10 protein-coding genes and 1 other RNA gene are annotated in these 14,482 nt (G+C 71.9%); 9 read left to right on the forward strand and 2 right to left on the reverse strand.

What is annotated here, in order from left to right; translation table 11 throughout:
* Positions 1 to 4: 4 nt before the first annotated feature.
* Positions 5 to 3,925 carry an FHA domain-containing protein gene (locus tag ABZ848_RS32785; protein ID WP_360837796.1) on the reverse strand — a complete coding sequence of 1,307 codons (3,921 nt, stop codon included), beginning with the start codon at positions 3,923 to 3,925 and terminating at the stop codon, positions 5 to 7.
* Positions 3,926 to 4,291: 366 nt separating this feature from the next.
* Between ABZ848_RS32785 and ABZ848_RS32790 the strand changes: the two genes are divergently transcribed.
* The 4 genes from ABZ848_RS32790 to ABZ848_RS32805 all read left to right on the forward strand — a co-directional run bounded on the left by ABZ848_RS32790 (position 4,292) and on the right by ABZ848_RS32805 (position 9,820).
* A complete protein-coding gene (locus ABZ848_RS32790; protein ID WP_360837797.1) occupies positions 4,292 to 5,953 on the forward strand; it encodes a serine/threonine-protein kinase in 1,662 nt (553 codons plus the stop codon).
* A 197-nt stretch (positions 5,954 to 6,150) separates the two neighbouring features.
* On the forward strand, positions 6,151 to 7,389 hold the full coding sequence (locus tag ABZ848_RS32795) for a serine/threonine-protein kinase (protein WP_360837798.1): 1,239 nt from the start codon (positions 6,151 to 6,153) through the stop codon (positions 7,387 to 7,389).
* Positions 7,390 to 7,623: 234 nt separating this feature from the next.
* The gene (prfB, locus tag ABZ848_RS32800) at positions 7,624 to 8,730 is read left to right on the forward strand and encodes a peptide chain release factor 2 (RefSeq protein WP_360837800.1); all 1,107 of its coding nucleotides are present in this window, start codon (positions 7,624 to 7,626) and stop codon (positions 8,728 to 8,730) included.
* A 295-nt stretch (positions 8,731 to 9,025) separates the two neighbouring features.
* Positions 9,026 to 9,820: a hypothetical protein gene (locus tag ABZ848_RS32805; RefSeq protein ID WP_360837801.1), complete on the forward strand. Its 795-nt coding sequence runs from the start codon at positions 9,026 to 9,028 to the stop codon at positions 9,818 to 9,820.
* Between the two features lie 104 nt (positions 9,821 to 9,924).
* Here the strand turns inward: ABZ848_RS32805 and ABZ848_RS32810 are convergent, their stop codons facing one another.
* The gene (locus ABZ848_RS32810; RefSeq protein ID WP_242772886.1) at positions 9,925 to 10,116 is read right to left on the reverse strand and encodes a hypothetical protein; all 192 of its coding nucleotides are present in this window, start codon (positions 10,114 to 10,116) and stop codon (positions 9,925 to 9,927) included.
* A gap of 254 nt (positions 10,117 to 10,370) precedes the next feature.
* Here ABZ848_RS32810 and ftsE point away from each other — a divergent pair, with 254 nt between their 5' ends.
* The 5 genes from ftsE (at position 10,371) to ssrA (ending at position 14,454) form a co-directional block, all read left to right on the forward strand.
* Positions 10,371 to 11,060 (forward strand): cell division ATP-binding protein FtsE, encoded by a 690-nt coding sequence (gene ftsE / locus ABZ848_RS32815; protein ID WP_133046264.1) that lies wholly within the window; start codon positions 10,371 to 10,373, stop codon positions 11,058 to 11,060.
* A gap of 54 nt (positions 11,061 to 11,114) precedes the next feature.
* Entirely contained in the window at positions 11,115 to 12,032 is a 918-nt protein-coding gene (ftsX, locus tag ABZ848_RS32820; protein ID WP_360837803.1) for a permease-like cell division protein FtsX, read from the forward strand.
* A gap of 67 nt (positions 12,033 to 12,099) precedes the next feature.
* Positions 12,100 to 13,281, forward strand: coding sequence for a S41 family peptidase (locus tag ABZ848_RS32825; RefSeq protein ID WP_360837805.1), 1,182 nt, complete (start codon positions 12,100 to 12,102; stop codon positions 13,279 to 13,281).
* Between the two features lie 142 nt (positions 13,282 to 13,423).
* On the forward strand, positions 13,424 to 13,966 hold the full coding sequence (gene smpB, locus ABZ848_RS32830) for an SsrA-binding protein SmpB (protein WP_360837971.1): 543 nt from the start codon (positions 13,424 to 13,426) through the stop codon (positions 13,964 to 13,966).
* Between the two features lie 93 nt (positions 13,967 to 14,059).
* Positions 14,060 to 14,454: a transfer-messenger RNA gene (gene ssrA, locus ABZ848_RS32835) on the forward strand.
* Positions 14,455 to 14,482 lie beyond the last annotated feature (28 nt).

The following is a 14,482-nucleotide window of genomic DNA, read 5'->3' on the forward strand; positions in this document are numbered from 1 at the left end:
GGTCTTACAGCAGCGACGGCACCTCCGACGCCGAGACTTCCCGCGCCGCCCGCTCCAGGGCGCTTGCCAGGAGGGCCAGATCCGTGGGCCCGTTGCCCAGTTCGCGGACCGGCCGGCGAGTCGGCGGGTCCCCCATGCGCTGCCAGTCCAGGGGCACCACCGTGGGGCGCAGGGTCGCGGTGCGGGGGATACGGCCGGTGACTCGCCCGCCCTGGAACGGCGTGGTTCGGCCGTCCGGGGTCGTGAGCCGGCCGCGGCCCGGGGCCGGGGCCTCGGGGGAGGCCTCCGGGGCGTCCAGGGCCACGCGGAGGGTGGCCCGGCGTGCCGGTTCGGTCTCCGCGGTACGGCCGTCGGGGCCCGTCGCCGCCACCAGGTGGACGCCCAGCCGCGCGCCCTCCCTCGCCACCGCCTCCAGCGCCCGCATCACCGAGCCCGCGGCCGGGCGGCCGGGGGAGCCGAGGGCGGGGGAGACCAGGGCGTCCAGGTCGTCCACGACCACGACCAGGCGGGGCAGCGGCGGCGCCGCCTCCGTCTGCCGGCGGGCCGCGCCCGGGCGGAGCCGGATCGTCGAGCTGGGCGGGGAGTCCAGGTCGCCCGCCCCCGCCGACACGGGGCGCTGGGCGACCATACGGCCCGACAGCTCGCGGCCCGTGTGCCACTCGGCGAAGTCGGAACGGCCGAGCAGCTCGGCCCGGCGCTTCAGCTCGGCGCTCAGGGACTGGGCGAACTCCCGCATCCGGACGGGGTCGTTGGCGGTCAGATGGGTCGTCACATGCGGGACGTCCGTGCACACACGCAGTCCGTCGCCGTGTCCCGCGCCCGCGCCCACGCTGTCCCGGCCGTCCATCAGGACGATGCCGAGGCGGTCGGGGCGCTCGGCGGCGGCCAGCGAGGCGACCACGGCACGCAGCAGCTCCGTACGGCCGCTGCCCGCCGGGCCCTCGATCAGGAGGTGCGGTCCGTCGGCGGCGAGGTCCGCGCAGACCGGGCCGCGCGGACCGGCGCCGAGCACGGCCCAGGCACGTCCGCCGAGCGACTCGGTGTCGTCCGCCGCGTCGGCCCAGCGCGCCATCAGCGACGCCGGGGTGGCGCGGGCCAGCCCCAACTCGTCCAGCAATCGGGCCGCTTGGGGCAACGGCACGGAGACCCGCGCGAGCCGCTCGGCGGACGCGCCGTCGAGCCGCAGCGGCGCGAGCGCCCGCGCGAAACGCTCGGCCCAGGGGAGGGAGACGGCGTCCACTCGGGCGACTGTGCCGGGGGGTATGGGGGCGGGGTGCGGGGTGGAGTTCGCCGGGACCGGGATCTGGTCTGTGGTGTCGCCCGGGTGGGAGGGGTGGTGAGCGGGGCGGGTCTGGTCCGCCGAGGCGAGGAGGTCGGTGGGGCCGGTGACCGCGGTGGTTGTCGTAGCTGTGCCGGCCGTGGTGGAGCCCGTGGATCCCGGCACTCCGGGCGTGCCCGGCGTACCCGCCGCGCCCGCGTCGAGTGCGCCGCTTCCTGCCACTCGCATCAGCCGCAGTGCCGTCGCCACGTCGCCGCTCAGCAGCGCGACCGCGCCGCACTCCCGGAACGCCGGAGCCACCGCGCAGGCCGCCTCGTACGTCTCCGCCACCGGGGACGCGGGCGATGCGGACGCCGTCTCGGCGAGACAGACGACGTGTATGCCGACGGACGGGCCCTCCGACGCCAGCCGTGCCACCGCCTGGCGGACATCGGCGCCGCCGGGGTCGCCGTCGACGACGACCACGGTGTACGGCCCGGCGAAGCCGTCGTCCGGCTCGTCGTCCCGGGCCCAGGAGGGACGCCGGGCGGCACCGCGGGGTGGGGTGCGGGTACCGTCGGGGGTGCCGGGTTCGGCGAGTGCACCGGGAGCGCTCGGGACCCTGGCCGCCGCAGCCGTCCCTGCCGTCGAGCGGGCCGCTCCCGTCGCCCGCCCGCCCGTCCGGCGCTCCGCCTGCTGGTCCTCCAGGCGTCGTAGGAGCTCCTCCGTGCGGGCCGTCGCCTGTTCGCGGTCGTAGGCCAGCAGGAGGCGGCAGTCCTGGCCGTGGCCGGGGCGCAGATGCGGGAGCCAGCCCAGCCAGGACCACTCCGCCGTGCGCTCCTCCAAGGGGCGCGAACGGTCCGCGCTGATCAGGACGAGTTCCAGGTTCTCCGGTGAGTGCAGCGCGGTGAGCTGGGCCAGCACCGCGCGGGCCAGCCCGGAGAGCCGGGCGCGGGGGCCGGCCAGGCCCAGCGCACCGGCCTCGCGCAGATCCGCGGTCACGGGAACGGCGGGCAGCAGACCGGAACCGTCGGGTGCGGGCCGGTCCGCCGTGCCGAGCCGCACGGTGAGGGCCTCCGGGTGTCCGGGCCCGCGCTCCCACAGCCGAGGCCCCGGTCCGAGCGCGGTGAGCAGCAGGGCCGCGGGGTCCGGCCAGGTTTCCGGGAGTTGAGGGCCGGCGGCGGGGGTGGGGCCGGCCGTGGTGTCGGGGCCGTCTCCGTCGTCGTACACCTCACGCTCGTCCGAGCCGTGCTCCCCGCGGCTCCCGGCCAACCGTCGGGCCCACGCCGAGAGCCCGCCACGCTTGCGCACGCCGACGGGTACGTCGGTGCCACGGAGGGGCGTGCCCTTGCGGCGGCCGGTTCCGTGGGGTTCGGAGTCCGGCGAGCTCACGGGGTCCGAGCCCTCTGCTCCACGCGCGCGTGCACCTGACGATCCCTCATGGGCCGCAGTGCCGTGCGCCGGTGTGTGCGGGTCGGACATGCCGTCACCGCCCGGCGTCCCCCACGCCAGCGCACCGAACCGACCGGCGTGCGTGTCCCCGCCGTCGGCCGGGATGCCACCGGAACGCCCGGCCCCCCGGCTCTCGATCCGTGGCGCCCCGCCCTGCCCCGGCACCACCGGCGGCTCGGCGGACGTGTGCGCCTGGGCGGCCTGGGCGGCCTGGGCGCTCCGCGTCTCCCGCGAGGCCGTGGCTGTCGTATCACCGCCGTCGGCCACACGCGCGTGCGGCACCGGCGCCGAACCGCCCCCGCCGCCGGGCTGCTCGCGCCTGCCCGTGCGGGCGGAGTGTCCGCCAGGCCTCTGGTCCCCGGCACCTGCTCCGGCCGGCAGGCCCTCCGCGCGGCCCGAGCCCGCGCTGGTGAAACCGCCTCCGGGTCCATCCGCCCGCGCCGCGCCCCCGGAGCCGCCCTCCGCCCCGCCAGCCCTCGCGTAACCGCTCGCAGCCCCCGCAGTCCCGGCCGCACCCGCGGACCCGCCGGAGGCCACCCGCACATGCCCCTCCCCATCCGGCGTAGTAGCCACCCGCGCTCCCGGCCCCCCGGCCGCCGCCACCCGCAGGGCCGACTCGCCGATCCTCAGCAGCGCGCCCGGTGTGACCCGGACCGGGCGGGTGTGTACGCGCGTGCCGTCCAGGGTCGTGCCGTTGGTGGAGCCCAGGTCGGTGACCGCGACCCGGTCGTCCGCCGTGACCGTTATGGCGCAGTGGAAGCGGGAGACGTCCGGGTCGTCGAGGGGGACGTCGGCGTCGGCCGAGCGGCCGATGCGGATCTCGCCGCCGTGCAGGAGGTGGACGCCGCCCGCGTCCGGGCCCGCGACCACGTGCAGCTGGGTCGGGGCGTCGTCCAGCTCGGGGTGGGGCTCGGGCTCGGCCGGTGCACCGAGGGACAGCACCGCGCCGTCGATCAGCGGGGGCTCGCCGAGGGTGCAGCGGCGGTCGTCGAGCCGCTCCGCACCCGCGTACAGCACCACCGGTCCGCCGCTCTCGCGGGCGCGCTCCGCCTGGCCCGCGCCCCCGTCGCCGGAGACCGCCGAGGCGAGGGCCGAGGCCACCGCGGCCAGGGCCGTGCCGGCGGGTGCCGTGACCAGTACGTCGCAGCTCGCGGTGCGGCCCCGAGCCCGCTCGGGCGGGCCCAGCGGGTCTACGACGGTCAGCCGGATCTGCATCGCCGTCAGCGGTCCCTTCTGCGCGAGTCTGCGCGGGCGCGGACTACCCCCCACCCCACACGAGCACGTCGGCCAAGTACTGCACGCATCCTCGCACCTGCCACTGACAATGCGCCCACGCTCCCGGCACAAGTGATCTTGATTGGTCGGCTCTGCCCTCAAAAGTGCCTGATCAGTACTTCACTCGTGACCGCTTGAGATCGGTCACGTCCGGGTCGGGCAACCGGCTGGACCGAGTCGAGCGTCTTTCCTTCGAACATGTACGACAACCGGTACGTAAGACGCACAGAAAGATGAGAACCCGGTCCGGCGACCCTCGGCACTACAGTGGGTCGGAACGCAAGCAATCAGCAGGGAGCGCATGACGTGCGGCCGGTAGGCAGCAAGTACCTGCTCGAGGAGCCGCTCGGGCGCGGCGCCACGGGCACCGTCTGGCGAGCCCGCCAGCGGGAGACCGCCGGGGCCGAGGCCGCCGTGCCCGGTCAGCCCGGCGAGATGGTCGCGATCAAGGTCCTCAAGGAAGAGCTCGCGAGCGACCCCGACATCGTGATGCGGTTCCTGCGCGAGCGCTCCGTCCTGCTCCGGCTGACGCACCCGAACATCGTGCGGGTGCGCGACCTGGTCGTCGAGGGCGATCTGCTGGCGCTGGTCATGGACCTCGTCGAGGGCCCCGACCTGCACCGCTACCTGCGCGAGAGCGGCCCCTTCAGCCCGGTCGGCGCCGCCCTGCTCACCGCCCAGATCGCGGACGCGCTCGCCGCCAGCCACGCCGACGGCGTAGTCCACCGCGACCTGAAGCCGGCCAACGTGCTGCTCGCCCAGCAGGGCGGCCAGATGCACCCGATGCTCACCGACTTCGGCATCGCCCGCCTCGCCGACTCCCCGGGCCTGACCCGCACCCACGAGTTCGTCGGCACGCCCGCGTACGTCGCGCCGGAGTCCGCCGAGGGCCGCCCGCAGACCTCCGCCGTCGACATCTACGGCGCCGGAATCCTGCTGTACGAGCTGGTCACCGGCCGTCCGCCGTTCTCCGGCGGCAGCGCGCTCGAAGTCCTCCACCAGCACCTCAGCGCCGAGCCGCGCCGCCCGTCCACGGTCCCGGACCCCCTGTGGACGGTCATCGAGCGCTGCCTGCGCAAGAACCCGGACGAGCGGCCGAGCGCCGAGAACCTCGCCCGCGGGCTGCGCGTCGTCGCCGAGGGCGTCGGCGTGCACGCGAACAGCGGGCAGATCGCCGCCGCGGAGGCGGTCGGCGCGCTGCTCGGCCCCGACCTCGCCCCGGCCACGGTCCCCGGCTCCGCCGACCCGACCCAGGTCCTGCCGCACAGCGGCGCCGGTGCCTACGACCCGAACGCCGCGACCAACGTCATGCCGCACACCGGCAGGCCCGGCCCGGTCGGCGCCGCCGACCCCACCGCCGTACTCCCGAACACCGGAGCGGCCGACCCGACGGCGGTCATGCCGCCCATGCCGCAGGGGCAGCCGGGACAGGCGGGGCAGCAGCCCGAGCAGCCGCATCCCTGGCAGAACCAGCTGCGCGCGGCCCGCGACCGCAACGAACAGACGCAGGTCCAGTACCTCGACCCGAACGAGGACCCGCTGCGCCGCCGCCCGCAGCGCCAGGTCGCCCGGCCGCAGCAGCCGCCGCAGCGCCCCCAGCAGCAGCGCCGGCCCCAGGGACCGCCGCAGGGTTACGGCTATCCGCAGCAGCAACAGCCGCAGCAGTACGCCCCGCCGCAGCACCGGCAGCCGCAGCGTTACGCGCCGCCGCCCGAGCAGGAGCGGCCCGTCCGGGAGCCGCGGCAGCCGCGGCAGCCCAGCCCCAACCGGATGAAGATCCCCGGGCTCGGCTGCCTCAAGGGGTGCCTGTTCACGATCGTCATCCTGTTCGTGGCCGGGTGGCTGGTCTGGGAGTTCAGTCCGCTGCAGGACTGGATCGGCACGACCAAGAGCTACTGGCAGCAGCTGACCGACATGTTCAACACCGTCACCGGGTGGATCGGGGACCTCGGAAACGCCACGAAATAGCGTTCCGCCGCCCTGAAATAGCGCTTGGTTTGGGGATTTGTCGACATCCAGCGGGTGATTTCCGTCTCCGCGGTGAACGTTGGCTCGTCCGACGCGTAGTTTTATCGGCTGGGGGTTCTGGTCTCTGTCGGCTGGGGGTCCGGGGGTTATCCCCCGGAATGGCGCAGCAGCGACAACACGCGTCGGTAGGAGCAGTCTTGGGACGGAAGATCGGCAGCCGGTACACCGCGAACCAGATCCTGGGGCGGGGCAGCGCCGGCACGGTGTGGCTGGGCGAGGGGCCGGACGGGCCCGTCGCCGTGAAGCTGCTGCGCGAGGATCTCGCCTCCGACCAGGAACTCGTCGGACGCTTCGTCCAGGAGCGCACGGCGCTGCTCGGCCTGGAGCACCCGAACGTCGTGTCGGTACGGGACCTCGTCGTGGACGGCAACGACCTGGCCCTCGTCATGGACCTGGTCCGCGGCACCGATCTGCGCACCCGCCTCGACCGCGACCGGCGGCTGGCCCCCGCGGCCGCGGTCGCGATAGTCGCCGACATCGCGGACGGGCTCGCGGCCGCGCATGCCGCCGGGGTCGTGCACCGGGACGTGAAGCCGGAGAACGTGCTCCTCGACATGCAGGGCCCGCTCGGGCCCGGCGGCTCCCACCCGGCCCTGCTGACCGACTTCGGGGTCGCCAAGCTCATCGACTCCCCGCGCCGCACCCGTGCCACGAAGATCATCGGCACGCCGGACTACCTGGCCCCGGAGATCGTCGAGGGCCTCCCGCCGAGGGCCGCGGTCGACATCTACGCCCTCGCGACCGTCCTCTACGAGCTCCTGGCCGGCTTCACCCCCTTCGGCGGCGGGCACCCGGGGGCCGTCCTGCGCCGCCACGTCACGGAGACGGTCGCCCCGCTCCCCGGCATCCCGGACGAGCTGTGGCAGCTGATCGTCCAGTGCCTGGCCAAGGCCCCGGCCTCCCGGTTGCGCGCCTCCGAGCTGGGCGCACGGCTCAGGGAACTGCTGCCGCTGGTCGCGGGCATGCCGCCGCTGGACGTGGACGAGCCGGACGCGGAGCCGGAGGAGGCCGAGGAGGCGTACGGCGAGGCGGCGGTACCGGCGGGGGAGCCGGTACGGCGGCGGGGCGCGGTCCCTCTCGTGCCGGGCGCGAAGCCGGCCGACTCCAACCGTGACACGCATACGTCCATGAGGGTGCCCGGGCCGGACGAGCTGGCGGGCGGGGCGCGGGGTACGGCGCGGGTGCCGAGGCCGACGGGGGCTCGGCGGCCGGGGTCGGCGCGGAACCGTGCGGTGACGCGGCGCCGGCGGATCACGCTGGGGGCGGCCGCGGTGGCCCTGGTGGCGGCGGTGGGGGTCGGCACGTGGTGGGCGACGTCGGGCGACGACGCGGGCGCGACCCCGGGCCCCTCAAGCACGGCACCGGCGTCCCCGTGAACGCCCCAGGGGGCTCCGCCCCCTGGACCCCCAAGACCTATGCCCACCCACCACCCGTTTCCGGTTGGCCGAGAGGTGAACGAGCGGCTCCGCTTCTTGGCCGACTGGAAACGGGTGGTGGGTGGGCGAGGGATCCGGGGGGGCTGGGGGCGGGCCCCCAGGGCAAAGGCGCCGGTCACAGGGCAGGGCTGCCGCACGGCAAGGTTCGGTTGCCACAGCCGTTAGGCTGGAGGCGTGGCAGTCGTCGACGTATCCGAAGAGCTCAAGTCCCTCTCCTCGACCATGGAGTCGATCGAGGCCGTTCTGGACCTCGACAAGCTGAGGGCAGACATCGCCGTGCTCGAGGAGCAGGCGGCCGCGCCGTCCCTGTGGGACAACCCGGACGAGGCGCAGAAGATCACCAGCAAGCTGTCCCACCTCCAGGCGGAGGTGCGGAAGGCCGAGGCCCTCCGCGGTCGCATCGACGACCTCGGCGTTCTCTTCGAGATGGCCGAGGAGGAGGACGACCCGGACACCCGCGCCGAGGCCGAGTCCGAGCTCGCCGCCGTCAAGAAGGCGCTGGACGAGATGGAGGTCCGGACGCTGCTGAGCGGTGAGTACGACTCCCGGGAGGCGCTCGTCAACATCCGCGCGGAGGCCGGCGGCGTCGACGCCGCCGACTTCGCGGAGAAGCTGCAGCGCATGTACCTGCGCTGGGCGGAGCAGCACGGCTACAAGACCGAGCTCATCGAGACCTCGTACGCGGAAGAGGCGGGCATCAAGTCCACCACCTTCTCCGTGCAGGTGCCGTACGCCTACGGCACGCTCTCGGTCGAGCAGGGCACGCACCGGCTCGTGCGGATCTCGCCCTTCGACAACCAGGGGCGCCGGCAGACCTCGTTCGCCGGTGTCGAGGTGCTGCCCGTGGTCGAGCAGACCGACCACATCGAGATCGACGAGTCCGAGCTGCGCGTGGACGTGTACCGGTCCTCCGGGCCCGGCGGCCAGGGCGTCAACACCACCGACTCCGCGGTGCGGCTCACCCACATCCCCACCGGCATCGTCGTCTCCTGTCAGAACGAGCGGTCGCAGATCCAGAACAAGGCCACCGCGATGAACGTCCTCCAGGCCAAGCTGCTGGAGCGGCGCCGCCAGGAGGAGCAGGCCAAGATGGACGCCCTCAAGGGCGACGGCGGCAACTCCTGGGGCAACCAGATGCGGTCGTACGTGCTGCACCCGTACCAGATGGTCAAGGACCTGCGCACCGACTTCGAGGTCGGCAACCCGGAGGCCGTGTTCAACGGCGAGATCGACGGGTTCCTGGAGGCCGGTATTCGCTGGCGCAAGCAGCAGGAGAAGTAGCCGTAACGAGTTGCTTTGTCGACTTGGTAACTGCCGCCCCCGGGGCGGCAGTTGTCGTTTGTCTGGGTTTTACATCACACTCACAGGTTCCAACTCCCAGTAAACGAGTCGCAAGTGGACATTGCGCACGCAACGGCCTTGACGTTGCTTTGAAAAATGGGAAGGGTTAAGCGCGGCATGCGTATCTCTGGGGCGCATGTGAACCGGGGGAAGGTCCAGCGCAGCCTCCTGCCTCCGTCGATCACGGCCCCCGAGCGCCGCCTACTGACGATGAGCTACTGGGGGTAGCAACCAGATGACCAAGAAGACGCGCGTCCGTATCGCGCGGATAGCGGCCGGTGTCGTGATCGCGGCCGGCGCCTCGCTGACCGCCGCCGGTGCCGCTTCCGCCCTCGACGCCAATGTCGGTGTCACCCTCGACGCCGGTGACACGGACGGTGGCACGAGCGACGGCGGCACCGACGGTGGCGCCATCGCCGGCGTGATCGGCGGTGACACCACGGGCGGCGACACGACCGGCGGTGACACCACCACCGGCGGTGACACCACCACGGGTGGCGACACGACGACCGGCGGTGACACCACGACCGGCGGCGACACCAGCATCGGTGGCCTGATCGGCGGTGACACCACGACCGGTGGCGACACGACGACCGGCGGTGACACCACCACGGGTGGCGACACCACCACCGGCGGCGACACCACCACGGGCGGTGACACGACGACCGGCGGTGACACCACGACCGGCGGTGACACCACCACGGGCGGCAGCACGAGCGGCGGCAGCACCTCCGGTGGTGACAGCAGCACCGGCGGCAGCAGCACCTCGGGCGGCTCCAGCTCCACCGGTGGCAACGACACCGACCCCAACGGCGGCAGCAACGACAACTCCGCCCAGGAGGAGGGCTCCTCGGCCCTCACCGACACCGGTTCGGACACCTCGGCCCAGGGCAGCGGCGACCAGCTCGCCGAGACCGGTGCCGGCCAGACCGCGTTCCTGCTCGTCGGTGCGGCCACGATGATCGCCGGCGGCATCGGCTTCCGGGTGCTCCCGCGCCTGGTGAGCGGCCGTGGCGGTGCGGCTGCCTGACGGTAGCCGACAGTAGGCGTGCGCCTACGGAGCGTACGGATGTCGTACGACGAAGGGCCCGGAGCGTGTCACACGCTCCGGGCCCTTCTCCGTCTGCGGATGCCCTATGCGGTCTGGTGCGCCAGCAGCGCCACGGCTGCGATCAGCACCGCCAGGAGGGCGATGAGTGCCATGGGGTTGAGCCCCGCCATGAAGTTCTCCTGCTGCAGCCGCTCGCGGTTCGCGCGGCACACGGGGCACCGGCCCTCGCTCACGGGCGCCGCGCAGTTCGCGCACACCAGCCGGTCGTACGTCATGCGCCTCGCCCTCCTTGACCAACGGTTCCGTCATGAGAACGTCCGTGGGTCGGCGAACGTTCCCTCCCCCTACTGTGCCAGGTTCCTCCGGAGGCTGCGCGGGGGTCGCCTGCGGGGGGTGCGTGCTCTTCGTCTCGCGGCTGCGACGTGCACATAACGCCCATCACGTACGCAACCTATGCCCGTGCCTGCGGTTGCGTGCCTGACTCGCGTATGGTCACGCTCATCTACCCCCGGCGACCCGTGGTGCACCCGTGATCCGATTCGACAACGTCTCCAAGGTCTACCCCAAGCAGACCCGTCCTGCACTCAGGGATGTGTCCCTGGAAGTGGAGAAGGGCGAGTTCGTCTTCCTCGTGGGCTCCTCCGGCTCCGGAAAGTCCACCTTTCTGCGGCTGATCCTCCGCGAGGAGCGGTGCAGTCACGGTCAGGTGCACGTCCTGGGCAAGGACCTCGCGCGCCTGTCCAACTGGAAGGTGCCGCAGATGCGCCGCCAGCTGGGGACCGTCTTCCAGGACTTCCGGCTGCTGCCGAACAAGACGGTCGCCGAGAACGTCGCCTTCGCGCAGGAGGTGATCGGCAAGTCCAAGGGCGAGATCCGCAAGTCCGTCCCCCAGGTGCTCGACCTCGTCGGCCTCGGCGGCAAGGAGGAGCGGATGCCCGGGGAGCTGTCCGGTGGTGAGCAGCAGCGCGTGGCGATCGCGCGCGCCTTCGTGAACCGGCCCAAGCTGCTGATCGCCGACGAGCCCACCGGCAACCTCGACCCGCAGACCTCCGTCGGCATCATGAAGCTGCTCGACCGGATCAACCGGACGGGCACGACCGTCGTGATGGCCACGCACGACCAGAACATCGTGGACCAGATGCGCAAGCGCGTCATCGAGCTGGAGAAGGGCCGCCTCGTCCGCGACCAGGCCCGCGGCGTCTACGGCTACCAGCACTGACCGCCGACTCGAGCCGTCTGCAGACGATCCACGGAAAGGCCTGAAGAAGACGCCATGCGCGCCCAGTTCGTACTGTCCGAGATCGGTGTCGGTCTCCGCCGCAACCTGACGATGACCTTCGCCGTCATCGTCTCCGTCGCCCTGTCGCTCGCCCTGTTCGGCGGGTCGCTCCTGATGAGCGACCAGGTCAGCACCATGAAGGGCTACTGGTACGACAAGGTCAACGTCTCGATCTTCCTCTGCAACAAGAGCGACGCCGAGTCCGACCCGAACTGCGCCAAGGGCGCGGTCACCGACGACCAGAAGAAGCAGATCAAGTCCGACCTGGACAAGATGGACGTCGTCCAGAAGGTGACCTACGAGTCGCAGGACGAGGCGTACAAGCACTACAAGGAGCAGTTCGGCGACTCCCCGCTGGCCAGCTCCCTCACCCCGGACCAGATGCAGGAGTCGTACCGCATCAAGCTCAAGGACCCGGAGAAGTACCAGGTCATCGCGACCGCCTTCGACGGGCGGGACGGCGTGCAGTCGGTGCAGGACCAGAAGGGGATCCTGGACAACCTCTTCGGGCTGCTCAACGGCATGAACTGGGCCGCGCGGGCGGTGATGGCGCTGATGCTGGTCGTCGCGCTGATGCTGATCGTCAACACCGTGCGCGTCTCCGCGTTCAGCCGCCGGCGTGAGACCGGGATCATGCGGCTGGTGGGTGCCTCCGGCTTCTACATCCAGGCGCCGTTCATCATGGAGGCCGCGGTCGCCGGGCTGATCGGCGGGACGGTCGCCTGCGGATTCCTGGTGATCGCGCGGTACTTCATCATCGATCACGGACTCGACCTGTCCCACAAGCTGAATCTGATCAATTTCATCGGCTGGGACGCCGTGCTCACGAAACTCCCGCTCATCCTGGCCACGAGTCTGCTGATGCCCGCGCTGGCCGCGTTCTTCGCGCTGCGCAAGTACCTGAAGGTGTGACACATGCCAAGAGGGCCGTACGGTCAAGAAGCCGTACGGCCCTTCGCGTTGTCCTAGACTCACCGGCATGTCAGGCCGAGACCTGTTCTGTCAGCCCCGCCGCATCCGCCGCGGGGCGGCCCTGACATTGCTCTTCGCGAGCGTGGTCGTCGCGGCCGCCGCGACCGGCTCCTTTCCCGAGACCGACCGGAAATCCGCGGCCGGCGAGGCCCGTTCGGCCGTCCCGGCCGGGCATCACGAGGACGTCGCCAAGGCCGCCGAGGAGGCCCTCGCCGACGGCAAGTCCCCGATGGAGGCCGCCGAGCGCGCCGTGAGCCGCAGCGGGGACCGCTGGGGGGCCGTCTACTCCGAGGGCGAGTACGAGGAGTTCGAGGAGGCCCTCGACGGCCAGTACACCGGCGTCGGGCTGTGGGCCCGGCGCGAGCGGGACGGACGTATCGAGGTGACGAAGGTGGCCTCCGGGTCGCCCGCGGCCGCGGCCGGCATCCGCGGCGGCGACCGGCTGCGCAGCATCGACGGGGCGCCGGTGGACGGCCGCCCGGTCACCGAGGTCGTCTCCTTACTGCGCGGCGACGCGACGGACGCGGCGGCGGGTACGGCGGTGCAGCTGGGTCTGCAGCGGGGCGCGCACGCGTGGACCGAGACGCTGCGGCGGGCGCGGCTGTCCACGGACTCGGTCACCGTTCGGAAGCTCGCCGGCGGGGTCACCGTCATCAAGATCGCCGCGTTCACCAAGGGCGTCGGGGACCTTGTCCGTACCGCCGTCCGGAACGCTCCGGTCGGCACCGGCTTCATCCTCGACCTGCGCGGGAACTCCGGGGGGCTGGTCACCGAGGCCGTGACCACGGCGTCCGCCTTCCTGGACGGGGGGCTGGTCGCGACGTACGACGTGAACGGGGAGCAGCAGGCGCTGCACGCCGATGCCGGGGGCGACACCACCAGACCTCTGGTCGCGCTCGTCGACGGGGGGACGATGAGTGCGGCCGAGTTGTTGACCGGGGCACTGCAGGACCGTGGGCGTGCGGTGGTCGTGGGGTCCCGGACCTTCGGCAAGGGGTCGGTGCAGATGCCGAGCCGGTTGCCGGGCGGGTCCGTCGCCGAGCTGACCGTGGGGCACTATCGGACGCCGTCGGGGCGGAGCGTGGACGGGCAGGGGATCACACCGGATCTGCCGGTGGCTCGGGCGGATTCGCAGGCGGCTGTGCAGAGGGCGGAGACCGTGCTCAGTGGGCTGGGCGACGCGGACTGAGGGGTTGTCGGTCGGCTGCGGGTGCGTCGTGGCTGGTCGCGCAGTTCCCCGCGCCCCTGACGGGGCGCTGTCCTCGCGCTGATAAGGACTGGCCGCGGCACCCCTTCCTAGTGCGAAAATGGACGGCACTATGAGCAAGGGAATGTACGTACCGAAGGAGTCCCAGCCCAAGCAGGGTGGGAGTGCTGCCAAGGCTCGCGACGGCGAGAAGGGTGGCAAGCGGAAGATCGTCGCCCAGAACAAGAAGGCCCGGCACGACTACGCGATCGTCGACACCTACGAGGCCGGCCTCGTGCTGACCGGCACCGAGGTCAAGTCGCTGCGCGAAGGACGGACCTCGCTGACCGACGGCTTCGTCCAGATCGACCGGGGCGAGGCGTGGCTGCACAACGCGCACATCCCGGAGTACCACCAGGGCAGCTGGACCAACCACTCCGCACGCCGCAAGCGCAAGCTGCTGCTGCACCGCGAGGAGATCGACAAGCTGGAGTCCAAGGCGCAGGAGACGGGTCACACGATCGTGCCCCTCGCCCTGTACTTCAAGGACGGCCGGGCGAAGGCCGAGATCGCGCTCGCGCGAGGCAAGAAGGAGTACGACAAGCGGCAGACGCTGCGGGAGAAGCAGGACCGGCGGGAGTCGGACCGGGCGATCGCGGCGGCGAAGCGGAAGCAGCGGGGCGCCTGACCGGCGGGGAATACGGTGGCATCGGCGTGCGTTGGTCACGTACGATGGCACCAACACCGGGGGAACCCGGTGTGAGCATTGAAAACACAACATGGGGATGATCGGTTTCGACAGCGGCTGTCGAAGCAGGGGAAGCGTGTCGAGGAAGCGGCAATGATCTCGTAAACCATATGTCGCAAAAAATAATCGCCAATTCCAAGAGCGATTCTCCCGAGCTCTTCGCTCTCGCTGCCTGATCAGGTAGTGATCGAATAGCTCCTTAATGGGAGTGTCAGCCCGGGGGTGTTCCCGACCCGGATCCTGGCATCAGCTAGGGGACTAAACCTTGATCCTGGTCACGGGGTGAAGAGGGAAATCAAACAGTGACTGGGCCCGTCGGCGACTTGTTCGCGTGATCGCCGGGGCCGAGAAAATCGCAGCGAACTGCACACGGAGAAGCCCTGATTCCGCACCGTTGGACGCGGGTTCGATTCCCGCCATCTCCACAATCTCCATGTTGAGGGCCCGGTGGTCACA

Origin of the sequence: Streptomyces sp. NPDC047081, from assembly GCF_040643775.1 — a bacterium.
GTDB lineage: Bacteria > Actinomycetota > Actinomycetes > Streptomycetales > Streptomycetaceae > Streptomyces.

Excerpts from the sequence above, each read along its gene's own strand:
- ABZ848_RS32785 (WP_360837796.1), bottom strand. The coding sequence starts at position 3,925 with ATGCAGATCCGGCTGACCGTCGTAGACCCGCTGGGCCCGCCCGAGCGG.
- ABZ848_RS32805 (WP_360837801.1), top strand. The coding sequence starts at position 9,026 with ATGACCAAGAAGACGCGCGTCCGTATCGCGCGGATAGCGGCCGGTGTC.
- ABZ848_RS32810 (WP_242772886.1), bottom strand. The coding sequence starts at position 10,116 with ATGACGTACGACCGGCTGGTGTGCGCGAACTGCGCGGCGCCCGTGAGC.
- ftsX (WP_360837803.1), top strand. The coding sequence starts at position 11,115 with ATGCGCGCCCAGTTCGTACTGTCCGAGATCGGTGTCGGTCTCCGCCGC.
- ABZ848_RS32825 (WP_360837805.1), top strand. The coding sequence starts at position 12,100 with ATGTCAGGCCGAGACCTGTTCTGTCAGCCCCGCCGCATCCGCCGCGGG.
- smpB (WP_360837971.1), top strand. The coding sequence starts at position 13,424 with ATGTACGTACCGAAGGAGTCCCAGCCCAAGCAGGGTGGGAGTGCTGCC.